General features: G+C 50.9%; 28 protein-coding genes. 11 read left to right on the top strand and 17 right to left on the bottom strand.

The features are described 5' to 3' along the window. The first annotated feature begins 25 nt into the window (after window positions 1–25). Window positions 26–1,252, top strand: a complete 1,227-nt coding sequence (gene argJ, locus INP77_RS11980) for a bifunctional glutamate N-acetyltransferase/amino-acid acetyltransferase ArgJ (protein WP_194749285.1) — start codon at window positions 26–28, stop codon at window positions 1,250–1,252. Between the two features lie 147 nt (window positions 1,253–1,399). On the opposite strand, the gene arfB is transcribed toward argJ, so the two are convergent. Together arfB and INP77_RS11970 are read right to left on the bottom strand one after the other, a co-directional pair. Beyond that, window positions 1,400–1,801, bottom strand: a complete 402-nt coding sequence (arfB, locus tag INP77_RS11975; protein WP_194749284.1) for an alternative ribosome rescue aminoacyl-tRNA hydrolase ArfB — start codon at window positions 1,799–1,801, stop codon at window positions 1,400–1,402. A 19-nt stretch (window positions 1,802–1,820) separates the two neighbouring features. Beyond that, window positions 1,821–3,767 carry an ATP-dependent DNA helicase gene (locus INP77_RS11970; protein ID WP_194749283.1) on the bottom strand — a complete coding sequence of 649 codons (1,947 nt, stop codon included), beginning with the start codon at window positions 3,765–3,767 and terminating at the stop codon, window positions 1,821–1,823. Between the two features lie 174 nt (window positions 3,768–3,941). Here INP77_RS11970 and INP77_RS11965 point away from each other — a divergent pair, with 174 nt between their 5' ends. Further along, window positions 3,942–4,496 carry a C40 family peptidase gene (locus tag INP77_RS11965; RefSeq protein WP_194749282.1) on the top strand — a complete coding sequence of 185 codons (555 nt, stop codon included), beginning with the start codon at window positions 3,942–3,944 and terminating at the stop codon, window positions 4,494–4,496. Window positions 4,497–4,540: 44 nt separating this feature from the next. On the opposite strand, the gene INP77_RS11960 is transcribed toward INP77_RS11965, so the two are convergent. Then, window positions 4,541–4,828, bottom strand: a complete 288-nt coding sequence (locus INP77_RS11960) for a SelT/SelW/SelH family protein (protein ID WP_194749281.1) — start codon at window positions 4,826–4,828, stop codon at window positions 4,541–4,543. Between the two features lie 172 nt (window positions 4,829–5,000). Between INP77_RS11960 and INP77_RS11955 the strand changes: the two genes are divergently transcribed. From INP77_RS11955 to INP77_RS11945, 3 genes are read left to right on the top strand one after another with little or no spacing between them, the layout of a single operon-like run. Beyond that, window positions 5,001–6,428, top strand: a complete 1,428-nt coding sequence (locus INP77_RS11955) for a S41 family peptidase (RefSeq protein WP_194749280.1) — start codon at window positions 5,001–5,003, stop codon at window positions 6,426–6,428. A gap of 54 nt (window positions 6,429–6,482) precedes the next feature. Beyond that, window positions 6,483–7,124, top strand: a complete 642-nt coding sequence (gene coq7, locus INP77_RS11950) for a 2-polyprenyl-3-methyl-6-methoxy-1,4-benzoquinone monooxygenase (RefSeq protein WP_194749279.1) — start codon at window positions 6,483–6,485, stop codon at window positions 7,122–7,124. Window positions 7,125–7,150: 26 nt separating this feature from the next. Then, the gene (locus INP77_RS11945; RefSeq protein ID WP_194749278.1) at window positions 7,151–7,468 is read left to right on the top strand and encodes a DUF2322 family protein; all 318 of its coding nucleotides are present in this window, start codon (window positions 7,151–7,153) and stop codon (window positions 7,466–7,468) included. A 47-nt stretch (window positions 7,469–7,515) separates the two neighbouring features. Here INP77_RS11945 and INP77_RS11940 read toward each other — a convergent pair whose 3' ends face one another. The 7 genes from INP77_RS11940 to INP77_RS11910 all read right to left on the bottom strand — a co-directional run bounded on the left by INP77_RS11940 (window position 7,516) and on the right by INP77_RS11910 (window position 12,457). Next, on the bottom strand, window positions 7,516–7,923 hold the full coding sequence (locus INP77_RS11940; RefSeq protein ID WP_194749277.1) for a VOC family protein: 408 nt from the start codon (window positions 7,921–7,923) through the stop codon (window positions 7,516–7,518). A 48-nt stretch (window positions 7,924–7,971) separates the two neighbouring features. Further along, on the bottom strand, window positions 7,972–8,397 hold the full coding sequence (locus tag INP77_RS11935; RefSeq protein ID WP_194749276.1) for an OsmC family protein: 426 nt from the start codon (window positions 8,395–8,397) through the stop codon (window positions 7,972–7,974). Between the two features lie 53 nt (window positions 8,398–8,450). Continuing rightward, window positions 8,451–8,864 carry an FKBP-type peptidyl-prolyl cis-trans isomerase gene (locus INP77_RS11930; protein ID WP_194749413.1) on the bottom strand — a complete coding sequence of 138 codons (414 nt, stop codon included), beginning with the start codon at window positions 8,862–8,864 and terminating at the stop codon, window positions 8,451–8,453. Window positions 8,865–9,157: 293 nt separating this feature from the next. Beyond that, the gene (dacB, locus tag INP77_RS11925) at window positions 9,158–10,567 is read right to left on the bottom strand and encodes a D-alanyl-D-alanine carboxypeptidase/D-alanyl-D-alanine-endopeptidase (protein ID WP_194749275.1); all 1,410 of its coding nucleotides are present in this window, start codon (window positions 10,565–10,567) and stop codon (window positions 9,158–9,160) included. Then, window positions 10,567–11,880 carry an adenosylmethionine--8-amino-7-oxononanoate transaminase gene (gene bioA, locus INP77_RS11920; protein ID WP_194749274.1) on the bottom strand — a complete coding sequence of 438 codons (1,314 nt, stop codon included), beginning with the start codon at window positions 11,878–11,880 and terminating at the stop codon, window positions 10,567–10,569. The genes dacB and bioA overlap by 1 nt, the downstream gene beginning before the upstream one ends. Continuing rightward, a complete protein-coding gene (locus INP77_RS11915; RefSeq protein WP_194749273.1) occupies window positions 11,877–12,176 on the bottom strand; it encodes a type II toxin-antitoxin system RelE/ParE family toxin in 300 nt (99 codons plus the stop codon). The genes bioA and INP77_RS11915 overlap by 4 nt, the downstream gene beginning before the upstream one ends. Continuing rightward, a complete protein-coding gene (locus tag INP77_RS11910) occupies window positions 12,173–12,457 on the bottom strand; it encodes a hypothetical protein (RefSeq protein WP_018987653.1) in 285 nt (94 codons plus the stop codon). Before INP77_RS11910 ends, INP77_RS11915 begins: the two co-directional genes overlap by 4 nt. Before the next feature lie 110 nt (window positions 12,458–12,567). On the opposite strand from INP77_RS11910, the gene INP77_RS11905 reads away from it, so the two are divergent. Both INP77_RS11905 and INP77_RS11900 read left to right on the top strand, forming a co-directional pair. Beyond that, window positions 12,568–14,502 (top strand): U32 family peptidase, encoded by a 1,935-nt coding sequence (locus tag INP77_RS11905; protein WP_194749272.1) that lies wholly within the window; start codon window positions 12,568–12,570, stop codon window positions 14,500–14,502. Between the two features lie 45 nt (window positions 14,503–14,547). After that, window positions 14,548–15,183, top strand: coding sequence for a YchE family NAAT transporter (locus INP77_RS11900; protein WP_194749271.1), 636 nt, complete (start codon window positions 14,548–14,550; stop codon window positions 15,181–15,183). Window positions 15,184–15,216: 33 nt separating this feature from the next. On the opposite strand, the gene INP77_RS11895 is transcribed toward INP77_RS11900, so the two are convergent. The 3 genes from INP77_RS11895 to INP77_RS11885 all read right to left on the bottom strand — a co-directional run bounded on the left by INP77_RS11895 (window position 15,217) and on the right by INP77_RS11885 (window position 16,528). After that, window positions 15,217–15,801, bottom strand: coding sequence for a hypothetical protein (locus tag INP77_RS11895; protein ID WP_194749270.1), 585 nt, complete (start codon window positions 15,799–15,801; stop codon window positions 15,217–15,219). A 140-nt stretch (window positions 15,802–15,941) separates the two neighbouring features. Then, complete coding sequence (locus tag INP77_RS11890; RefSeq protein WP_194749269.1) at window positions 15,942–16,241, bottom strand: type II toxin-antitoxin system RelE/ParE family toxin; 300 nt, start codon at window positions 16,239–16,241, stop codon at window positions 15,942–15,944. 2 nt (window positions 16,242–16,243) lie between these two features. Beyond that, on the bottom strand, window positions 16,244–16,528 hold the full coding sequence (locus INP77_RS11885; RefSeq protein WP_194749268.1) for a ribbon-helix-helix protein, CopG family: 285 nt from the start codon (window positions 16,526–16,528) through the stop codon (window positions 16,244–16,246). A 234-nt stretch (window positions 16,529–16,762) separates the two neighbouring features. On the opposite strand from INP77_RS11885, the gene INP77_RS11880 reads away from it, so the two are divergent. From INP77_RS11880 to INP77_RS11865, 4 genes are all read left to right on the top strand, one after another. Next, the gene (locus tag INP77_RS11880) at window positions 16,763–17,284 is read left to right on the top strand and encodes a hypothetical protein (RefSeq protein WP_194749267.1); all 522 of its coding nucleotides are present in this window, start codon (window positions 16,763–16,765) and stop codon (window positions 17,282–17,284) included. Between the two features lie 147 nt (window positions 17,285–17,431). Then, on the top strand, window positions 17,432–17,923 hold the full coding sequence (locus INP77_RS11875; RefSeq protein ID WP_228518908.1) for an NUDIX hydrolase: 492 nt from the start codon (window positions 17,432–17,434) through the stop codon (window positions 17,921–17,923). Further along, window positions 17,920–19,014 carry a tRNA 2-thiouridine(34) synthase MnmA gene (gene mnmA, locus INP77_RS11870; RefSeq protein WP_194749266.1) on the top strand — a complete coding sequence of 365 codons (1,095 nt, stop codon included), beginning with the start codon at window positions 17,920–17,922 and terminating at the stop codon, window positions 19,012–19,014. The genes INP77_RS11875 and mnmA overlap by 4 nt, the downstream gene beginning before the upstream one ends. A 94-nt stretch (window positions 19,015–19,108) precedes the next feature. Further along, window positions 19,109–19,438, top strand: coding sequence for a hypothetical protein (locus INP77_RS11865; RefSeq protein ID WP_194749265.1), 330 nt, complete (start codon window positions 19,109–19,111; stop codon window positions 19,436–19,438). Window positions 19,439–19,471: 33 nt separating this feature from the next. Here INP77_RS11865 and INP77_RS11860 read toward each other — a convergent pair whose 3' ends face one another. The 4 genes from INP77_RS11860 to INP77_RS11845 all read right to left on the bottom strand — a co-directional run bounded on the left by INP77_RS11860 (window position 19,472) and on the right by INP77_RS11845 (window position 23,819). Further along, window positions 19,472–21,670: a TonB-dependent receptor gene (locus tag INP77_RS11860; RefSeq protein WP_368667941.1), complete on the bottom strand. Its 2,199-nt coding sequence runs from the start codon at window positions 21,668–21,670 to the stop codon at window positions 19,472–19,474. A gap of 250 nt (window positions 21,671–21,920) precedes the next feature. Next, window positions 21,921–22,577 carry a PEP-CTERM sorting domain-containing protein gene (locus INP77_RS11855; RefSeq protein ID WP_194749263.1) on the bottom strand — a complete coding sequence of 219 codons (657 nt, stop codon included), beginning with the start codon at window positions 22,575–22,577 and terminating at the stop codon, window positions 21,921–21,923. A gap of 176 nt (window positions 22,578–22,753) precedes the next feature. Beyond that, on the bottom strand, window positions 22,754–22,951 hold the full coding sequence (locus tag INP77_RS11850; RefSeq protein ID WP_194749262.1) for a hypothetical protein: 198 nt from the start codon (window positions 22,949–22,951) through the stop codon (window positions 22,754–22,756). A gap of 244 nt (window positions 22,952–23,195) precedes the next feature. Next, window positions 23,196–23,819, bottom strand: coding sequence for a glutathione S-transferase family protein (locus INP77_RS11845; RefSeq protein WP_194749261.1), 624 nt, complete (start codon window positions 23,817–23,819; stop codon window positions 23,196–23,198). Window positions 23,820–23,904: the final 85 nt, after the last annotated feature.

Raw genomic sequence — 23,904 nt, 5'->3', positions numbered from 1 at the left:
CATTAGCAATCACGAAGGAACTTGGATGCCCGTTAAACTGACTGCTCCCGCTGCCGGGACCCTACTGCCTGTCAAAGGCGTCAAACTTGGCTTTGCTCAGGCACATATCCGCAAGCCCAACCGTAAAGACATTCTGGTAATGACCCTGCCTGAAGGCAGCAGCGTCTCAGGGGTGTTTACCCTGAACCGGTTTTGTGCGGCGCCAGTGACGGTGTGTAAAACGCATCTGACACTCAACAAAGGCATTCGCGCCCTGTTGGTGAATACCGGCTGTGCCAATGCAGGCACAGGCCAGCAAGGGCTGGATGATGCACTCGCCAGCTGCATCGGTGTGGCGCAGGCGCTCAATATCAGCCCGGAACAAGTGCTGCCGTTTTCGACTGGCGTGATTCTGGAGACGCTGCCGTTGGACCGCTTGTTAGGTGGCATCCCGAATGCAGTCGCCAACTTGCAGGAAGATAACTGGTTAAATGCCGCCGAAGCGATCATGACCACCGACATTGTGGCCAAGGGTACTTCCCGCCAACTGACCATAGACGGCAAGCCGATCACCATCACTGGCATCAGCAAGGGCTCTGGCATGATCCACCCCAACATGGCAACCATGCTCGGTTATATCGCGACCGATGCGGCCATCGCACAATCAGCCCTTGACAGCATCATTCAACATGCTGTGAACAAATCATTTAACTGCATCACCGTCGATGGCGATACCAGCACCAACGACAGCCTGATTCTGATGGCTACCGGCGAGGCTGGCAATGCCATGATCACAGAACAAAGCCCTGAGTTTGCGGCTTTGCAAACCGCCCTGACCGACGTTGCGATTGAACTGGCACAAGCGATTGTGCGTGATGGCGAAGGCGCCACCAAATTCATGACGATTCAGGTTGAAGCAGGCAAAGATGAAGCGGAATGCCGTAAAGTGGCTTATGCGATTGCCCACTCCCCGTTGATCAAAACAGCCTTCTTTGCCTCAGACCCTAATCTGGGCCGGATTCTGGCCGCCATCGGCTACGCGGGCATTGAAGACCTTGATGTCAACACCATGCAACTTTATCTGGGCGATGTTTTGGTTGCCGAAAAAGGCGGCCGTGCAGCCAGCTATGTCGAAGAACAAGGCGCGGCAGTCATGAAAGAAAGTGACATCCTGGTGCGTGTGGTATTGAATCGCGGCGCGGCGAATGCGACTGTATGGACCTGCGACTTTTCTTATGACTATGTAAAGATCAATGCCGACTATAGATCCTGATAGTTAGCTGACTGCCTCATCGGTAATGAGGCAGTCACAATAAAAAAGCCATCACACGCCTTCCCATGCGTTGTGATGGCTTTTTTATTTTGCGCACGCAAAAAACGCTTTCAACCCATACAGCGGCCAAGCAAAGGCATGTCTTGCTTATGCCTCATCCAGCACCTTGCCCCTGCCCTGTTTAACGACCCCACGTAACAACTTCCCGGTCACCCGTCTTTTTTTCGAAGCCAGTGTTGGCCGGGTCGCATGGCGTACCGCGTTCACATGACTCGCCGCTTCGACAATCGCATGCAACCGGGCAATCGCATCGCGTTTATTTGCTTCTTGCGTGCGGTATTGTTGCGCCTTGATTACCAGCACACCTTCTGCACTGATGCGCTGGTCTTTGCGACTGAGCAAGCGGGCTTTCACGGCCTCACTGAGGCTGGAGGCTTGGATATCAAACCGCAAATGGATGGCAGACGAAACTTTATTGACGTTTTGACCGCCTGCGCCTTGGGCGCGAATAGCAGTGAGGGTATATTCGTGAGCGGCAATCTCAAGCATGGCGCACAATCCTCACAAATCAAGAAACCCCATTGATCACTGCAAAGAAGTCTTCCACCTCTTGTTGCACACGCGTGCGTTTGAATGGAGGCAGACTTTGCCAGATACGGCGTCCATAAGGTTTATCCACCAAGCGCGGATCGCAAATCATCAATACGCCGACATCCTGCTCATCCCGAATCAAACGCCCGGCGCCCTGCTTGAGGGTAATCACAGCATAGGGCAACTGGTACTCCATAAAGGCATTCTTGCCTTCGGCGTTCATTTTGTCGATGCGGGCGGCCAGGACCGGATCATCGGGCGGCGCAAACGGTAGCTTGTCGATAATGACGCAGGACAATGCCTCGCCGCGCACATCCACGCCCTCCCAAAAGCTTTGCGAGCCGACGAGGACGGCATTGCCATGACTGCGGAAACGGTCCAGCAATTCGGTGCGATTGCTCTCGCCTTGCATCAGCAGGGGGTAATTGAGGCCAAGTTCTTCAAACGCATTTTTGAGCAACGCATGCACTTCGCGCATGGCCTTAAGTGAAGTACACAGCACAAACGCGCGGCCACGGCTGGCTTGCAGCACAGGCAAACTGACAGCGGCGACGGCAGCGGCATAAGCACTGCTATTCGGTTCAGGCATACCCGTAGGCACATATAGCAACGCTTGCTGACCGTAATCAAACGGACTTTGCCAATGCCGGGTTTGCGCTGCCAGCAAGCCCATCTGGCTCTGATAATGGCTAAAATCACTTTTGACGGCCAACGTGGCAGAGGTAAAAATCCAGGCACGCGGCTGCGCATTGAGTTGCTTGCCAAAGCCATCCGCCACACTGAGGGGGGTCGCATGTAACTGCACACTTTGGCTAAACACCTCGACCCAGCGCACAAGATTGGCGTGATTGCCTTTTAACCAGGCTTGCAGCAGAGCCAGCAATGCTTCACCGCGTTGCCAGCACTTTTCCAGTTGCGGATCACGACCGGCTTGGGTTTCTAGTACCGCGGTCAGGGCGGCGAGCGTTTCCAGCATCCGCTGAAAAGCCTCATCAAAATTTTTCATGGTTTGCGCCTTTTGTGCTGGCATACGCGAACCTTCAAACTGGAACACCAGCCTGAAATCACGGCATGCCTTTTCCAACGGCGGCACCGCTTCACTCAGCGCAACACAATCCTTGGCCAGGCTCAAGTAAGCCATCTGACTATCCCGCGCCAGATCCATCAACTGTGAGGTGGAGATATCCTCGCCAAAAAAGAGCCCAGCCACCTCAGGCAATTGATGCGCCTCGTCAAACACCACGGTATTGGCGCTGGGTAACAACTCGGCCACACCCTCATCGCGCAACATGACATCAGCAAAAAACAAATGATGGTTGACCACGACCACATCGGCTGCCAATGCCTGCTTGCGTGCTTCCATGACAAAACATTGCTTGTAAAACTGGCAATCCTGGCCGACACAGTTGTCGCGGGTGGAGGTCACTTGTTGCCAAACGGTCGCTTGTTCCGGTACTTCGACCAATTCTGCTTTATCGCCAGTCTGGCTATGTTCAGCAAAGCTTTGCAGGATAGGAATATATTGTGCGTCCTCGCGCGACTGAAAGCGCCCTTCTTGGCTGGCACGTTGTAAGTGATAATGGCAGAGATAGTTGGCGCGCCCTTTGAGCATGGCAACAGATACAGGCACTTTGAGCGCTTCGCGTACCGCTGGCAAATCCCGCTGAAAGAGCTGATCTTGCAGGGTTTTGGTGCCGGTAGAAATAATGACCTTGCCCCCCGACAACAGCGCAGGCACCAGATAAGCATAGGTTTTACCGGTGCCGGTGCCCGCCTCGGCGACCAACTGCTGTTGCTGCTCAATCGCTTCGGCGATGGCCAGCGCCATTTCCTGTTGCTGCGGGCGGCTGCGGAAATCGGGCATGGCTTGTGCCAAAGACCCGTTTTCTGAAAATGCCGAACTGACTTGCTGCGCTAAAGACATGCGTAATTATCCCATGAGCATCGCCAAAACAGACAGCACTTTTGCGACTTTCACTCAGTCAAGCAACGTACAAAAGGCGCCAAATACTTGCATATCAATATAAAATGTGGCATGGTTTAGCCTGTAAAACTTTTTAAACCGCTTCAAATTCAATATAACAAGCCCTTGATTGTGATGAATAAATCCATTTTCCGGCTGGCAGCCTTACTCGTGAGTGTACTGCTCTGCCAGTGCAAAAGCGTTGCTGCGCCCGGGGATGACAAGCGCTGGCAAAACGCCTACAGCTACTCTCAAGCGCAGGTGATGGAGAGTCAGTCCGGCGTCTCTGGCAGCTGGTCTGAAAAGGTCGAGGAAATCATGATCCGCGCCTTAAGTCTGACCGGGGTCAATTACAAATATGGTGGACGCAGCCCTGAAACCGGCTTTGACTGCAGCGGTTTTGTACAGTATGTGTTCATGAACGCTGCACAGATTGCGCTCCCCCCTTCAGCCCGTACCATTAGCGAAATGGGCAACACCGTCAAACGTGAGGAATTGCAACCCGGCGACCTGGTCTTTTTCAACACCCTTAAATCTGCGTTTTCGCATGTAGGCATTTATGTCGGCAATAACCAGTTTATTCACGCGCCACGCGCGGGGGCAAAGGTACGCATTGAAAACATGGATGAGCGCTACTGGAAATCGCGCTATAACGGTGCCAAGCGACTTGAGGTAGAAGCGTCTCAATAACCGTCGTCAATTATATAGACGGCTTGTATCCCCTCCTAGCCCGCTTAAGGACTGACTGGCGTGTCGCTGTGCCCGAGCGACCGCTCGGGATCAATCACATCACGGATCAGCTGTTTCAACTCCTTGGCTTCTGGAAAGCGTCCCGCGGCTTTGCGTGAAAAAATCACCATACCATCACAGCGCACCTCCAAAATACCGCCCGTTCCAGGGACGAGATTGACTGACTTCAAATCGCCGTCAAACGTGGTTAACAGCTCCTGCGCCAGCCAGGCAGCCCGCAACAACCATCGGCACTGTGTACAAAACTCGATTTCTACGATAGGCTTTTGCATGTTTTTCTCTAAACAATTATTTGCTAGAAGAGTATAGTCAATTTTATTGAAATAGCGGAAAATGAACTTAACAGCGTTCTATCTACTCTCTGCAACAGGCTGACATCAACTGATGCATCCTGATTCTGAATGAAGTAATATTCTTCGCTTATTTGATCACACAAGGCATGGTATGCGTTCCAAATTAGAAAAGTTCGGCTTGCTGGGTGCAGGCGTATTTGTAGGGATTCTGGTCAGTATCAATATTTCTGCATGGGCAGACCGGACCTCAGTCTCTCAATTACCCATTGATGAATTACGCGTCTTCGCCGAAGTCTTTGCCAAAGTAAAATCTGATTACGTTGAGCCTGTAGAGGATAAGAAGCTGATCAACGAAGCTTTGTCCGGCATGCTGCAAGGCCTGGACCCTCACTCAACCTTTATGGATGCCGATGCTTATAAAGAGCTGCAAGCAGGTACGCAAGGTGAGTTTGGCGGACTAGGAATTGAAGTCGCCATGGAAGACGGCTTGGTCAAAGTAGTTACGCCAATTGAAGATAGCCCGGCTTATAAAGCAGGTCTCAAGTCTGGTGACCTGATCATGAAACTGGATGATGCCCAAGTACGTGGCATGACGCTGAATGATGCGGTTAAACGCATGCGTGGCGTTCCAGACACAAAAATCACATTGACCGTGATTCGTAAAGGCGAGGACAAACCGCTGACCTTCACCCTGACACGCGCCATTATCAAGTCACAAAGCGTGAAGAACAAATGGATTGAACAAGGTTACGGCTATGTTCGCATCACCCAGTTCCAGGAACGCACTGGTGAAGATTTGGCCAGAGCGCTCAAAAACTTGCGTGCAGAAAATAAAGGTCCGCTCAAAGGCTTGGTGCTCGACCTGCGTAACAACCCAGGCGGTTTGCTGGATGCGGCCGTAGGCGTCTCTGCCGCGTTCCTGCCCAAGGATGACTTGGTTGTGTACACCGAAGGTCGTGTTGCTGATTCCAAGATGCGCCTGAATGCAACCCCTCTGGATTATGCGCGTCGCGGCAAGTCTGATTACCTTAAAGATTTGCCAGAAGAGTTTAAATCGGTGCCTATCGTCGTGCTGATCAATGCCGGCTCAGCCTCTGCTTCAGAGATTGTGGCTGGGGCGTTGCAAGACCACAAACGCGCAACCATTATGGGCATCCAAAGCTTTGGCAAGGGCTCTGTGCAAACCATATTGCCAATGAACAATGGCAGCGCAATCAAACTGACCACAGCGCGCTATTTCACGCCAAATGGCCGTTCGATTCAAGCCAAGGGCATTGTGCCGGACGTGACGGTGGATGATGGTTCCGATCCTAGCCTGAGCCTGCATGAAGCAGACTTGAAGCGCCACTTGTCCAACCCGACCGACGGCAAGAATGCGACTGACAGCAAATCCGTTGACGAGGCGAAATCACGCGCCGCTGCTGAAAAACTCAAGGAAGAAAAACATGCTGAAACACGTGGCCCGATTGAGCCAGCCACTCAGGATGACTTCCAGTTTGTTCAGGCTATGAACTTACTCAAAGGCTTGCCTGTTCAAAAAGCGCCAGAACCTGCTAAAGTAAGCGCAACCAAACCATAATGTTCTGCCTGTTTGCACCCGCAGGTGTAAACAGGCCTTACTTGAGACACCACTATGCTGAACTTGCCGCCGCTGACACTAGACAAAGCCATCGCCGTCATGGATATGGGTTTGCGTACGGTGTTCAGCCCGGCAGTCTCCAGCCGCCCTTACCCACCCGCGGAAACCACCCCCGACACGTTAAGTGACCGTGAACGCAGACATGCTGCGGCACTCATGCGCATCAATCATGTCGGCGAAGTCTGCGCACAAGCCTTGTACAGTGGCCAAGCCCTGGTTTCACGTGATCCGGCCAATGTAGAGGCGCTTAAACAAGCGTCTCGTGAAGAGGTGGATCATCTTGCCTGGTGCGAACAACGGATTCAAGAGTTGGGGGGGCGCAAGAGTCTGCTCAATCCACTCTGGTACGGTGCCAGTTTTGGCATGGGTATCACAGCCGGCCTGCTTGGCGACAAGTGGAATCTGGGCTTTCTGGCGGAAACAGAACATCAAGTCTCTGCGCATTTGCAAAGTCACCTGCAACAGCTCCCGGCTCACGATACCGCATCCAAAGCGATTGTGGCGCAAATGAAAGAAGACGAAGAGCACCACGCCCATACCGCAGAGCAACTGGGCGGCGCCAGGTTGCCAGCGCCAGTCAAACTGGCCATGCGGCTGGCTTCAAAAGTGATGACGCGCACCGCGTATCACTTGTAATGATTTGTAGTAACCTAGAGTCAACCATGCAAAAATTTAGTGACAATCTTCTGATGCTGGACAGTGCGGATCACGTTAAACGCATTGAACTGTATGATGAAAGCAATCAGCCTGCCGGGATCATCGAGAACAAACCTGGCACCCAAGGCTCCATCAAGATTTACCATCATCTGTTCAAAGTCTTTGGTGAAATTAACACCGATGCAGCGGTAGAGGGATTGGCCTTATACGCCGAACATACCGAGGATGCGGAAGATCATCCAGGCAAGCATCCCAATATTGACCGCTTGCTCAATGTGTTAGATAAAGAGCTAACGCTCAATATCAAGCTCATTACCGAGTAGCGCCAAACAAAAAAGCCTCTAACACTAGAGGCTTTTTTAATGTCCAGTCACGCAATCGCCGAGAGATGCCGGACGATAGGCGGGTGATAGATAAACTCGAGCAAATGGCCGACGCTGTCGAGGCAATAAAAGCCACGTGAGCCGTCCCGATGGCTTTTTGGTGCTTCTGTAATGCGCACATCATGCGCCACCATATGCGCATACCAGTCATCCACCGCCTGCGCATCTGTCAGCACAAAGCCAATATGATCCAGCCGTTGCATCGGGTCCGGTGTATAACTGACGCGGTGCAAGGCAAACACATCGCCATGATTGGTCAAATACACATTGTCAGGGTCGGGCTGCCACTCGATTTGCATGCCCACCACCCGCGTGTAAAAATCCACGGCTGACTCCAGCTCCTTGATAAACAGCGCGACGTGACGAATGCCTATCATGCCTTTTGGAATACTCATGCCACGCTCCGTTGATTGATCATGCCAGCCAGTGTCATCATGCGTAGATTAGTCAAAGGTCGGCGCCTTGATTTCGAACCCGTGTGTGATCTCGCAGGCTTTTTGCAGCATGATGCTGGCCGAGCAATATTTTTCGGCAGACAGTTTTACCGCACGCTCCACTTGGGACGCATTCAGGCCTTCACCCGTCACCACAAAATGCACATGAATTTTGGTAAACACCTTGGGCACCGTATCAGCGCGCTCGGCCTGAATCTGCGCGACACAATCCACAATGGGCTGACGGGCTTTCTTCAGGATCGTCACCACGTCAAATGAAGTGCATGCGCCCATCCCGATCAGCAGCATCTCCATGGGACGCATGCCAATATTACGGCCACCATTTTCTGGCGCACCATCGAGTACCACGGCATGGCCTGTTTCAGACTCACCGACAAAACTGACCCCATCTATCCACTTCACCTGGACTTGCATCTAAACTCTCATTTCACAAGGATAAAAACGTATGACACCGACCCGGGTATTATTTATTTCACGCCCAGCAACTCAACATCAAACACCAACGGCGCATTCGGCGGAATCACACCACCTGCACCACGGGCACCGTAGCCCATCTCAGAAGGGATAATCAAGGTGCGCTTGCCGCCCACTTTCATGCCCTGCACCCCCGTATCCCAACCTTCAATCACTTGGCCACCACCAAGAAAAAAGTTAAACGGCGAATTGCGATCCAGGCTACTATCGAACTTCTGGCCTTTATGATCGGCTTTGTTGGCGTCATAAAGCCAACCGGTGTAATGCACAGTGACATTAAAACCAACTTCAGCCTCGCGACCAGTGCCTACCACCGTATCAATTTTTTGTAATTCAGTCACCTTGGCAGACATTTGCGTAGCTTCCTTTGTATTCGCAGAGTTAGATTGCGCCTGGCAACCCGTCATGGTCAACAGCATCAACAAGCTGCAACCGATTAATTTCATTCCAGATTTCATGTATTTTCTCCCAGAAAACGTCCATCATTTTACGCGCTTTTGCCCACAAATTCTTTAGCGTGTTGCTCAACCCAGATTTTCTATTAGGACTTGAAATGACAACGAAGGACAGTTTGATGGATTTTTTACGGAAATTTGAGGGTAATAGTCATTCTATTGGCCGAAAATTTACGCAAAAAAGACGCAAAATGGACAAGTTGGCATTCAAGTAGATTGAAAATCGCCTAATGGAAAATCTGGGTTCAATAACCTTCTATCAGTTGTTTTAATAACAGATCCTGCACCGCACGCACGGCCGATGCCCGCGCATGGTTAGCGACGATCACCAGCACATAGCGCTTGCCCGCCTGATCCTGCACATAGCCAGCCAGACTGCTCACGCCTTCAAGCGAGCCAGTTTTGAGATAAGCCATGCCTTTGCTCGTGCTATCGGCCAGTCGCTTTTTGGTGGTGCCATCCATGCCTAAGATAGGCAAAGAAGCCATAAACACCGGCATCACCGGACGCTGATAGGCTGTGACGAGCAACTGCGCCAAATGTTCCGCACTGATACGCTCATTGCGCGATAACCCAGACCCATTTTCAAGCACCAGTTCAGAAAACACCAACCCACGCTGACGCAAAACTTGCTTGAGTACCAAGGCAGCTCCGGCTTCATCCGCGGGCGTAAACCCGGCATCTTGCGCAATCGTCAGCATCACCTGGCGCGCCATGACATTGTTGCTCCACTTATTGATGTCGCGCACCACCGAATCCAGCGGTGGCGATGACCAGGTCGTGAGCGGGATCGCCGCATCCGTGACCGGAGCCAGTGCCAATTGTCCGTTAAACTGCCCGCCCAATTGCGCCCACAGTTTTTTAAACGTGGCATACACATAGTGCGTATCAGACAGCACGCTCAACTCAAGGTAGCGCTCATCACATTGCTCGGGCAGTGTGCCACTAAAGGCCACGGTGACCCCATCCGTCTGCGGGGTGACGCTGTAATGCAAGTCACTGCGCCAGTCATTGCACGCCCCTTTGCGCACTTGCATGGTGTTGATGATATGAATATTCGGCAACTCAAATTCTTGCGCGATGAGCACGGCGGGTTTATTCGCCTGACTGCTGACCGAAAAACGGAAGCTGGTATTACGGCCATTGAGCAATAGCGCACTGGGGTTGGCGTTGTAGGCGCGCCAAGGTTCATCATCCAGCACGGGCCGTTGGCTGACTTCAGGCGCATACAGGGTTAAATCGAGTAGCAGATTGCCTTTGATCTGGCGCACGCCTTGTTGCTGTATTTGTTGCAACAAGCGCCAGAACTCTGCAACATTGAGTGCCGGGTCACCTGCGCCTTTGATGATCAAATCACCCTCGAGCACGCCTTGATTGAGCGGCCCATTGCGATAGACCTCGGTTTTCCAGCGATAGGCAGGCGTCAGCGCCTCTAGCGCAGCATAGGTGGTGACCAGCTTCATGACACTGGCGGGGTTCATGGCTTTGGACGCATGATGGCTGATCAAAGGCGGCCCGCCTTCCACCGGCTGTACAACAATTGCTACACTCTCAAGCGGCAGCTGCGCTTTGGCGAGTGCGTCTTGCAAACTGGCGGGCAAGGCCGCCTGCGCCAGCGCCGGCCACAGACTGGCAAACAGTAGCCACCAGCGCATTACATGCTCTCCATCACCGCTGCCCGTGTAGCTTCCACCAGATGCTGCTGATCTGATTGCGTCAGGCAATAGGGTGGCATCCAGTACACGGTATTGCCGATTGGCCGCAACAGCAGGCCATGCTTCAAGGCCGCGGCATAACAATCCCGCGCGAACTGCGGGTTTTGCGTCACGACCTCAAAAGCCGTAATCATGCCGCGCTGGCGCACATGTTGCATGGCAAAATCATAGCGCTCAACGGCGCTCAGCAAAGTCTGCGCTGTCTCACGGTTTTGCCCCAGCACATCCGAAGCTTCAAACAGCGCCAATGTGGCCAACGCGGCACTACAAGCCAGCGGATTACCGGTATAACTATGGCTATGTAAAAAGCCTTTGACGGTCTGGTCATGATAGAACGCCCCATACACATCATCGGTGGTCAACACCACGGACAAAGGTAAGTAACCGCCGGTGATGCCTTTAGACAGGCAAATAAAATCAGCAATCTCACTCACTTTTTCACCCGCCTGTTCGCAGGCAAACAGCGTACCAGTGCGGCCAAAACCGACAGCAATTTCATCGGCAATTAAATGCACCTGATAACGACTACAAATTTCACGCGCCCGCTGCAAATATACCGGGTGATACATCGCCATACCTGCTGCGCCTTGCACCAAGGGCTCGATAATAAACGCGGCCAGTACGGCATGATGCTCGGCCACATAAGCTTCCAGCGCCTCAGCACAACGCAAGGCATATGCCTCTTCCGTTTCACCAGGCTCCGCCAGTCGGCTATCCGGACTAGGCATTTGAGCTGACTGCAAAATCAGGGGTGCATACGTGTCTTTAAAAATGGCGACATCGGTCACGCTGAGTGCACCCAGCGTCTCGCCGTGATAGCTGTTTTGCAAGCTAATGAATTTGTTTTTTTCCGGTTGTCCGATATTGCGCCAATAATGAAAACTCATCTTCAGTGCAATCTCCGTCGCACTGGCACCATCCGAGCCATAAAAAGCGTGACCCAAGCCAGTTAGTGCCGACAGCTGTTCTGAAAGCGTCACCACGGGTTCGTGCGTAAATCCGGCCAGCATCACATGCTCTAACTGATCAAGCTGGGATTTAATCGCCTCTTTGATGACGGGCTGGTTATGCCCGAATAAATTGACCCACCAACTGCTGACGGCGTCGAGGTAACCCTTGCCTTCACTATCAAACAACCAGGCCCCTTCGCCACGTGCAATCGGCACCAGAGGATAACGCTCATGATGCTTCATTTGCGTGCAAGGGTGCCAGACGGCACGCAGGGAGCGTTGTAATAACTCAGGGTTGTTCAATGGTAATCCACTTCTCTTTGGTGTTTAATCGCTAGCACCAGCACTAAATTTGCGAGCTCATCATATTGATAGCGCGCCAAATAGCCTGTGCTGCCATGCGAAATCACTAACTCTCTTAAACCGTTTGGTAGCTGCCTGCCAACTAAAGGATGCTTTTTTAACAAATCAATCCCATCACTGATCACAAACAAAATGTGATTCGCCAACTCGAGATGATCTTGATGCAACATGCTGAGCCGAATCAAATCTTCTCGCGCATCAAGCGCATATTCCACTCGGCAGAGTTGCTGGCTCATTTTTTATCTTTTACTGGAATCAAGTCGGGCAGAGGCTGGCCATTCAACTTTGCTCGTACATACGCGTGCACGTCCTCAGCCGCATAAGAAATACCAGTTTCACGATAATGCTGTAAAGATGCCTCAGCCCGTGCCATAAATGCGCGTTCTTGTTCTTCACGTGCGGCCTTTTCTGCAATGGCTTCTACCATAAATGCGTGAGCAGTTTTGTCTGTGTTTGACACTAAGTTACTCACTCTATCTTTTAAACTATCGGGTAACTTTAAGCTGGTGGTTGCCATGATTTTCCCCTCAAACCGAAAAAGTGTTACCAAAGTAACACCACAACCTTTACCTGTCAAATGCTGCTTTGTGCTATAGTGCGCATCTTATTGATTTATATGCATAATCCATGCAAAAAACCCGCAAACACCTTGAACTGCTGGCCCCGGCCAAAAATGCTGATTTTGGCATCGAAGCCATCAACCATGGCGCCGATGCCGTCTATATTGGTGGCCCGGCGTTTGGTGCCCGCGCCAAAGCCCCAAATACGGTGGCAGACATTGCTCGACTGGTGCAGCATGCACATCGCTTTCATGCCGAGGTGTTTGTCGCGCTCAATACGATTTTTCATGACAACGAGCTTGAAGGCGTGCGCCAGCTGGTGCATCAATTGTATGACTGCGGCGTCGATGCGCTGATCGTGCAGGACATGGGCTTGCTGGAGATGGACTTGCCGCCTATTCAGCTGCATGCCAGTACGCAAACCGATATCCGTACCGTCGAAAAAGCACAATTTTTAGACCAGGTCGGCTTTAGCCAACTGGTGCTGGCGCGCGAACTGGATATTGCAACGGTAAAGAAAATTGCCGATGCCACCACCGCCAACCTGGAGTACTTTATCCACGGCGCCTTGTGCGTGGCATTTAGTGGCCAGTGTTTTATCAGCCATGCGCATACTGGCCGCAGCGCCAACCGGGGTGAGTGCTCGCAAGAGTGCCGCCTGCCCTACACGCTGGAGGACCAGAAAGGCCGCATTATCGGCAAAGATAAACATTATTTGTCGATGAAAGACAACGACCAGAGCGCTAACCTGCGCGCCTTGATTGCAGCAGGCGTCAGCAGCTTTAAAATCGAGGGCCGCTACAAAGACCTGCCTTATGTGAAAAACGCCACCGCGCATTATCGGCAATTGCTGGACGAGATTCTGGAAGAGATGCCGGAATACAGCAAATCTTCGGCCGGACATGCGACGTACACCTTCACCCCGCAACCGGAAAAAACCTTTAACCGCAGCGCCACCGATTATTTTGCCAATGGCAGACAGGCCGATATTGGCGCGTTTGATACGCCCAAATTTGCCGGGGAAGAACTGGGCAAAGTGCGTAAAGTGGGCAAAGACTTTATTGATGTGGCGACCGACATCGCGCTACACAACGGTGACGGCGTGTGCTTTTTTGACGTGCATAAAGAGCTCGTCGGCCTGCGCGTTAATACTGTGCAAAGCCTGGACAAATACACACAACGGTTATTCCCCAATGAAATGCCAGCGGATATCCGCAACAACACGCAGCTATACCGCAACCGCGACCATGCGTTTATGCGACTGCTGGAAAAAGAATCGGCAACACGCAAAATCGCCCTCGATGCTGTGCTGTATGAAACCCGTGACGGTTTTGCACTGACCCTCACCGATGAACAAGGCTTTAGCGCCACTGCGCAATGTGCCGCCGAAAAACAGCCTGCCAACGATGCAGAAAAAGCCGCCGCCTCCCTGCGTGAAAACCTTTCCAAACTGGGCAATACCGACTTCGTCGCCAATGACATTGGCCTGGAATTGACCCAACTCTGGTTTCTGCCCGCCTCAGTCGTCAACCAATTACGCCGTGAAGCCATCGACCAATTACAAGCCGTCCGCACCTTGGGCTATGAGCGCCCGGCATTAAGAGCAGCCGCGGAACCGCCTGCACTTTATCCGCAAGACAGTCTGAGTTATCTGGCTAACGTCTATAACCAGAAAGCACGCGAGTTTTACCACAAGCACGGCGTCAAACTCATCGCCAGTGCGTATGAAGCGAATGAAACGCTAGACGAAGTGCCGGTGATGATCACCAAGCACTGCCTGCGCTTTAGCCATGGCCTGTGCCCCAAAGAAGCCAAAGGTGTCATCGGTGTACAAGGCACGGTGACGGCTGAGCCAATGACACTGATTAGCGGTAACGACAGGTATACACTCAAATTCGACTGCAAACCGTGCGAAATGCATGTGATGGGCAAAGTGCGAAAACATATTTTGCAAATCCCGCCGCCGCAGCCGATCACATTTTTCGATAAACGTCCGGCATAAGCCCCTGCTCAACGCCACCAGCCGCACTTGGGAGTCTGAAAAAGCATGACCGATTACGCATACCTGATTAAAGTGGCCATCGCCCTCATCGCCATCGTCAACCCCATCGGTTGCCTGCCGATTTTCATCAGCGCCACCAGTGGCTGGAGCAAAGCGGAGCGCTCACGCACCGCCCGCACTGTCGCCATCACCGTCATGATTGTGCTGGGTGTCTCAGCCTTTTTTGGTGACCTGATTCTGGACTTTTTTGGCATTACCATCCCCTCCTTTCAGGTCGGTGGCGGTATTTTGCTGTTACTGATCTCCATCTCCATGATGCACGGCAAACAAAGCGCCACACGCCAAACCCCTGAAGAAGCGCAAGACTTAAGCGAACGTGAAGTCATCGCCATCGTCCCACTCAGCATCCCGCTATTGGCTGGCCCCGGCGCCATTTCCAGCATGATTCTCACCGCACAGCAACATCCCGGCTTTTGGGGGCACCTGAGCCTGATGTTACCAATTGCCTTGATCTCATTATTTATCTGGGGATTGTTACAACTGGCTGATGGCATTACCCACTACCTGGGCAAGATCGGGATTAATATCGTCACCCGCTTAATGGGCTTGATTTTGGCGGCGATGTCGGTGGAGTTTATTGCGCATGGGCTGGAGGGGTTGTTTCCTAAATTATTCGGATAAAACGGCAGTGCATAGCCGACTATCCACCCCAACCTAACTTCTATTAAGTTGCACTATTTCAAACGCTTGATTTTCCCATTTGCCTATTGCATCTTTTAAAACAACCAGCGCATCAAACTCTTTTCCTTGGTTAGTCCGGACGGTGGCTAGGATTTGTATTAATTTATTCTCCTCCACATGAAGAACCACTTCTGGACCAGCACAAGAAATTCGAGCGATTGACTCCTTTGGAATATTGAAACCAAAACCTACTAGCTCCGCGAACTCTCCCGAACGACTTTCGCGCAAAGTACCATGCTTTGCACGATTCGCGATATCAGCCACGTATTGCAACGATTTAGATTTATTCGCAACATCCTCGATCTTTTGCATCGATAGCCCTTTTACTTTGCAGTACTCCTTTATGTAGTCCTTTAAACTCCAAGTCCAAACAAAGAGATTAAGAAAGTCATCCTGAAGTTGCTCAGGTGCTTTCACACCAATCACACGGAAGTGAGTCAAGAAGTCAGCTCCTGTGGCCTTATATGAAGTTTCGTAGCTATCGCCTGCCGCATGTTGCACAGCTTGTAATAAGCGGCCGATTCGGTTGCGAACTTCATCTAGGTCAGCTGGGCTCATTGTTTAAACAACCTTAAGCAAATTGTCATTGTCAGGAGCCCTCGCAGATGCTTACTCGTTTATAGCTTATAAGGCGCACCGTAAAGAGATGCCCTACACTCGCTAACCTCCACAAAACCGTTACGGACTCAGGCATAGCTTCAATCGCGCTCAGCATAGCCAGCCTCATTTTGGCTCCTGATGGCTAAAATAAAAACGGTATCAATCTCTGAAATATAGCGATAAAGTGCGACGTATCCATGTGAACGCCGTCCTATGATCAGCTCACGAAGTCCAGAATCGGCAGGACGACCGATCAGTGGGCTGTGGGTGAGGATGTCGATCGCATGGATGATTTGCTGAATGCGTTGCTGTGGTTTTTCAACCTGAAACGCACTCAAGTGTTCCAGTATCCGCTGAAAGTCCTCGCCCACTTCGGGCGCGAGTTCTATCGTTGCCATGACTAGCGCACAAGCTTGCGGCTTTTGGGTAAAGGAGTTTCCTGGTTGGCAATGTTGGCTTTGAGATAGTTTTTCATGTCATCCCAAGCGATGGACTCCCCTGATGCAATCACTTTCGCATAACGCGCTTCAGCTTCTGCTCTAAAGTCTGCACGTCTTTCATCAAGGGCGGTCTTTTCAGCAATCGCTTCTAGAATAAACCCGTGTGTCGTTGTCCCCGCGCGTTTCGCTGCTTCTGACACGCGTGCTTTCAGCTCATCAGGTAATCGAATAGTGGTGGTTGTCATGATGCACCCCAAATATAAAACCAAACCCAAATGTAGCACATTTGTGCTACAAAATAAAACAATCCATTAGTTTGGTGAATGAGGGCTACGCGGGCTGGCGGCCATGGCAGTGGAATTTATTGCACATGGCTTAGAAGGCTTATTCCCACAATTAGCAGGATAAGTAGTATAGAATTTCAAAACTTAGAGCATTAATCACACCAACCAATCAAGTTTGAGAAGACTTAAAAATTTATGATTCATTTAGCACTTTGGATTGTTAGCTTCTTAATTGTTTGCGCGGTGATTAGTGCAATATTCAGTGGATTATCTGAGGCTATATCGCTACCCTTTGTATACATATACAATTCAATCCCTCAGAAATATCGAAAATTTCTTGAAGCATATAGGTATATAATCGCTCTAGCTTTATTGACTACTCTTCTTTTATTTTTTGTCTTGAAGGACCTCCTTACAGAAAAAAAAGAAGTAAAAACATCGTCCAAAACTCAGATTGAATCTGAATATGGAAATCCATGGATAGTTTCAACCATCAAAACCTCTGATACAAAATTACTACTGATTGTAAATTTGGAATCTGATCAGCAGAATACCAACTTATTAGCGAATTCAGATAGTTTGAGTGCCATCAAACCATTCCTTTGTAACGGAGCACTTAAAAATATAGATTTAGAAAAAGTCGAAGTGTCTATTTCACTATATACATCCACAAAGAAAAATAAAAAAATCACTCTTACTCAAGATTTTTGCAGCTAACTACTGCAAAGCAGAACTCATGCTAAAGATAATTAGTCATCACTGCACAAGTCAGATTAATCTTATGATAGCTTCCAAGTCTGAATTAACCCTCCCCCAATCAATCACTTAGCGGTAAAATAGCGTTTTTAACGAAACCCGCCAATCTTGAATTCTTCTGTTCTGCAACCCTCCAAATCGTCGCATCAGTGGAAGCCTAACGTCACCGTTGCGGCCATCATCGAGCAAAATGGCAAGTTTCTGTTAGTGGAAGAAACCACGGACAGAGGCAATCGCTTTAACCAGCCCGCCGGGCATCTGGAAGAAAACGAGACCATTATTGCTGCGGCGGTTCGGGAGACGCTGGAAGAGACGGCTTACGATTTCACGCCAGAAGCGATTGTGGGCATTTATCACTGGCAGCATCCGCTTAATGGCATAACCTATTTGCGTTTTGCCTTTACTGGCAAATTGGGTGCGCATTATCCAGAGCAGGCTTTGGATGATGGTATTCTCCGCACAGTGTGGAAAACCGAAGCCGAGATTGCGGCCGAAGGCGAGTTGATGCGCAGTCCGCAAGTATTGCTGTGTGTGCAAGACTACCTCGCAGGTAAACGTTATTCTTTAGACATTTTGAAGCATTTGGGCCAAGCATTATGAGTAAGCCACATGTGATCGTCGGGTTGTCCGGCGGTGTTGATTCTTCCGTGACCGCTTTGTTGTTAAAACAGCAAGGTTATCAGGTCACCGGTTTATTCATGAAGAACTGGGAAGACGATGATACGGATGAGTATTGCTCTTCTCGCCAGGACCTGATTGATGCGGTTTCTGCGGCCGATAGAATTGGCATTGACATTGAAACCGTGAATTTTAGCGCCGAGTATAAAGAGCGAGTGTTCGCTAACTTTTTACAGGAATACCAAGCTGGCCGTACCCCGAACCCGGATATTCTGTGTAACGCCGAGATCAAGTTCAAGGCGTTTTTGGACCATGCTATGGGTATGGGCGCAGACTTAATCGCCACGGGGCATTATGCTCAAGTGCGTGAAAACCCGATTCAGCCGGGCAATTTTCAACTGCTTAAAGCCGATGATGGCAGCAAAGACCAGAGTTACTTTTTGTCACGCCTGAATCAGGCGCAGTTGTCAAAAACGCTGTTTCCGTTAGGCAAATATCTCAAGCGCGAAGTACGCGAAATCGCGCGTGAATATGGCTTGGCCAATGCCGAGAAAAAGGATTCAACTGGTATCTGCTTTATTGGCGAGCGGCCGTTTCAGGAGTTTTTACAGCGCTACCTGCCGCGTCATCCTGGCGTGATGCGTACGCCCGAAGGCAAAGTGGTGGGCGAGCATGAAGGCTTGATGTATTACACCATTGGTCAGCGCCAGGGGCTCAAGATAGGCGGTAGCCGTGAAAGCAATGGCGAGCCGTGGTTTGTCGCCGCCAAGCATATGGCCGATAACGAGCTGATTGTGGTACAAGGCCATGATCACCCGCTTCTGAAATCCGACGGGCTGAAAGCGGGACAACTGCACTGGATTAGTGGCGAAGAGCCGCGTACCAACTGGGTATATGCGGCCAAAACCCGTTATCGTCAGCCGGATGCGCCTTGCGAGGTCGATGCGGTGAATGCAGAAGAAGCGACAATTCGCTTTGGTCAGCATCAATGGGCCATCACACCGGGGCAAAGTGTGGTCGTTTACGAAAGCAACGTCTGTCTGGGCGGCGGCATCATCACGGGTGCGCTTTAACCCGGGTTGAGATCGCAAGCGCGAGGCATGGTTATTGCTTTTGTTTACACCATTTAATCAAAATACACTGCCAAGTGACAAGGAATGACACCTGATGGCCTACGTCTTAAAAAATAACCAAGGTGCGATTATTGCGGCCAGCCCAGATACGCAAGTGGCTGCGGACTGGGTGGAAATAGATAATACCGACACAGAGTATTTGTGTTTTCTGGATGACGAACTCAAAAGGCACCACACCTTCCGTGAGAGTGACATTCAGCTCGCGCGCGTGCTTGAAGACCTGATTGGCATTTTGATTGAGCGTAACCTGATCAGCTTTACCGACTTCCCGAGCCCCGCACAAAAACGCTTGAACGAGCGTCAAACCTTGCGTCACAAAAACAAGCTGCATTTGCTGGGCGATGACGATTTGGGCCCACTCTAGCAGCAGTCGTCAACCGCCAATGCCCCATCTTGGCTAGTAGGTCAGTTCAACCTGAAATTTCACATTCCGGCCCGGGCCGTACATACCCAGGCCGCCCATGGTGCCATCCAGGCGATACAGCGTATTTTTGAGATTTTCACCGATCAGTCGTAACGTCACATGTTTACTCGCCTGCCAACGGGCACCTGCATTCCAAAGCGCATAGCCGTCCTGTGTCCCAAACCGGTAAGGGCTGGCGGTGGTGCCATCCCCACTTAACAGGATATCCCGGTCAGAAACCTTGCGGTAACTGAGGTTCAGATCGACTGCCTCTGAGAGCACGGCGCCCAGCTGCACATTGAAGGCATTGCCTGGCGCGGTATACAACGGCGCACTGACCAGCCCGGTATTAATCCCACCATTGATTCTGGAATACGCACTACGCAGATACCACCCACGATATTGCAAAAAGCTTTCAACCTCAACCCCGTTTCTGCGCTCCCAACCATCTTGCGCAAGATTGCCATTGGCATCTTCACGCAATGAGGTCAGCAAATGCGAGGTATAGGTGTGATAAAAATTCAGCTTGCCTGAAAACCAGATAGTGCTATTGAACAAGTGCGGTGTTTGATAACTCACCCCGGCCTCGGTGGTTTCAGAGCGCTGCGGCACATACAAATCCCCACAAATCTGCGACTTCGGCCCCTTGGTTGTCATGACTTGCGCACGACAACGGCTGAACGGCCCCTGCGTAAAATATTCATCAATCAGGGGCGGCCTGAAGCCTTGCCCGTAATTGCTGTAAAAGGTTAGTTTGTCGGGGTTTTGTTTGGCGAAGGCATCATAGGCAAGGCCCAGACTCCAGGTCTCTTGTTTGAATTTGATGGTGCTTGCCTGGCCATACGGGGCGAGCAAGGCCAAAGTCCCTCCATCAGTCTCTACTTGATAACGGTCCTGGCGATAGCCCGGGATCACTGAAAATGCGCCGAACTCAAACTTTGGTTGCACATAAACGGCATGAAATGACTTGCGCCCTGGCGGCGCTGAGGCATTAAAGCCATCGGGATAAAGCGCTTGTAACGCGGTCTTCCGATTGTCGAAGAAGCGGGTAATTTCACGTTCGCTGGCGTTGTATTGGTAGCCCGTCAGTAACGAAACAGACCATAGATCTTTCTCAGCAAAGATTGCCCGGTTGCTCAGGTCTACGGTGTTTGTTTTATATTCGTACGTATCCGTCAAATTGCCGCGGCAAGTCGTGGTATCCGCGGGATTTGTCGTATTGATGACACCCTGACACTGCCTTTGCAAGGCATTAAACGTGGAATTGAACGGCGCACCCTGACCAATCACATCTTGCAAATGCGTATGCCCGGCGCCGATAGTGCCCTTAAAGTTGATCCACGGGTGTTGAGGATCGTAGTTCACTGTCTCTGACCAGGTGAGATCATCCACCGAACGCACCACATTGCCAAAGAAACCGGGTTGTCCGCCTGTCGCATCATAGGGTTGTAGCCCGGTATCCTCAAACTTCACCACCGAGGTCACCAACTGCAAGTCTTCGGTTGGAAACACACTGACCTTGAGCAACTGTGAAATAGATTCAATCGCAGAACTTTGTAGCTTGGAGCCATCGCCCAAGGTCAAATTATTGGCCTGCCGATTGGAATAGTTATACAAAATATCCACGCGTTCATCGGGGCGCGCATACAGCAGATAGGAGCGTGAATATTCATCGCTGTTATTGCCATAGCCAAACTTGGCCTTGCCACCATACTTCTGACCGGGCTTTAAAAAGTCTTCGGCATTTTTTGTCGTCGCATTGACAGTGCCTCCCAATGAACCTGAGCCACTCGCAATCTGCGGCCCACGTTGTACTTCTATGCTTTTCAATAACTCAGGCTCGATAAACGTGCCGCCCATGCGGTATTTCTCAAATCCTTTGGGCACGCCATCCACTTTCACCAGCACGTCTTCATTGTCCACGTAGCCGCGAATCCCAAACGTCATGCCACTCGGCCGTGGTCCGCCAGAGATAGACACCCCTGGCACGGCTCTGACCGCATCAAAAATATTGCTGGGCTGGGCACGTTGCAATTGTTCGCTGGTAATGGTGGTAACCGGCAAGGTTGGATTGATCCCAGTCTCGGGCGCTTTTTGTTTTTTTTCCTGGATGGTGACCTCAGGCAGCGTATCCACCTCCTCGGCCCCTGGCTGTTTTATCGTGGGTGCTGGAGACGCAGGGGGCGTTTGCACGTCAGTTGCCTCCACGTCTGGTATGGTCTGCTCAGCCCAGGCGGCGTGAGGCCAAAAAAAACAGGCGAGCCAACACAGCCCCACAAACAAGGTTAACCTTGTGCGAATGAAGCTTTTTTCAGGCAGGCAACTGGAGAGGATCGCAAGAGAGCGAGCCCGCTTTAAACCGGTGATGTTCATTTAAAGAAAATAAGTAGGCGCGCAAGAAAGGGGCTAAACAGCCCCTTTGCCATGGTCAGCCGAATGGGAATCAGGCTTGTTTTTTTGCGTTGCGGCGCGCGACAAATGCCATCAAACCCAGTCCCAAGCCCATCAGACTAAAGGCCTCAGGTTCAGGCACCGGTGTCACAGTAGGCACGGACACGGCGGCCAATGCCAATTGATCCAAACTCATACTGGATGAATTGGCATTGAATTTAAAGGTATACAGGCTGGAAGCGGCGACATTGCTCCATTTCCAATACAACTCTTGTTCAGCAGTTGCCCCTCCCATCACGGTGCCTTGATCTTCGTTAAACTGCAACACGGAAGTCGCTGTAACGCCATTCAAGGTTGCTGAACTGTTGGCCAGGGTGCCCAAGGTTGCAATACGCAGATAGACATCAAACAGGCCTGTGCTGGCACCGCTCAAGGTCGCGGTGAAGGCCGTAGCACCAGAGAAACTATAAATATTGCCCCCGCCAGTGATAAAAGCACCGCCTGTAGTTTCTTGCACAGAAGCGGTGATCCCGGCAGTCACAGCGACATCTGGTGTATTGTCATTGGTGCTGTTAAAGACGTTCCACTCAGCATAACTCGCTGGTGTCAGACTCCCCCAGGGATTGGCGGTGTCCCATACTGCCTGGGTCGCAAACGCGGAACTATTGAACAGCATGCCTAAGGTGAATGCCAAAGCTGAAAATTTCATGATTTATTTCTCCTCAACGAGCGCTTGTGCCCCTTCCTCTCGAAGGCCATCGCGCCATTTTTTTAAAATGAAGTCTCACGGACCCACACCGTTGAGTATTTCAATCGCCACGCTTTGCGCATGGCAATAAAATTGAAATTAAAAAATAAAAGTGATGTTGTTTTAATCACGCATGGTCAGGCGCCTTGCTTCTCCTGCCTGGACTCAAAATCAACCACATAGCGGTACTGCTTGCCGCAATCAATAATAACTTCTTTCTGTCCCCGCTTGAGCAGGCGTATATCCACTTTGATGCTACCAAAGCCATCATGAGCGATGAGCTCATCCAGCAGTTCTAGCAATCTTTTTTTGACGGGTGCATTCATTGCCTGCATAGCATGTATTGATCATGTTTTTGAGTATTCTTAAATGATAACAATTATCATTTAGTTTTGCAACGTAAAAATATGATCTCTGATTAAGCGTAAGTAGATAGATGCAGTGAGGCCAAAAGGCAGAATGAAAGAGAAGGTAGACAAGGGGAAAGCGCCGCATCACAAGGTGAACGGCTGAAGATCAACTGGAGAAAATCAAGACAGCATCCCGACAGCTTAGGACGGAATGCTGAGATAAGGTGCCTTAAGGCTGTGGTATGGTTTGCTTGAAGCTGGGACGCTTTACCAGCACCCCGTAATGTTTGGCCAGATTAGGAAACTTCTCTTGCCAGTATTTGCCTTCCCATTGCACATTTTTAAAACGCAAGTCTATGTAGCCCAGCGCGGTGCCCAGGGCAATGTCTGCCAGACTGAACGTTTCGTTGACACACCACTTTTTCTTTAGCAAGTCATTATCAAGCACGGTCAGGCCAGCCGTCACCTTGGCAAATTGCTTTTCTATCCATGGCGCAGACTGCTGCACCTCTGGCTTGCGTTGTTCCAAGATCACCGCCACGGCAGCATCGCACACACCATCGGCAAGTGACTCCCAGCGACGGACCTTGATTTTGGCTGAGTGGTCTTGCGGAATCAGGTGGGCCACCGGCGTACGATGATCCAGATACTCGACAATCACGCGTGAATCATACAAGGCGTCGCCATCATCCAGCACCAGCACCGGAACCTTACCCAACGGGTTGTGCTGGCTCACGGGACAATCCGGCGCAGACAGCACGACCTCCGTCAAAGTCAGGTCAATATGTTTCTCAATGGCGACGATACGCACTTTACGTGCATAGGGACTGTTAACCGTATATAAAAGCTGCATAGTGTGATGTGAGCCGGATTGAAGAGTACTTTTACCGAAAAAATACCCCATGACGCAATACGATGGTACAAAACTCGCTGGTCTT

Origin of the sequence: Methylophilus sp. 13 (genome assembly GCF_015354335.1) — a bacterium.
Lineage (GTDB): Bacteria > Pseudomonadota > Gammaproteobacteria > Burkholderiales > Methylophilaceae > Methylophilus > Methylophilus glucosoxydans.
This window is presented reverse-complemented; position numbering and strand designations above follow the sequence as displayed.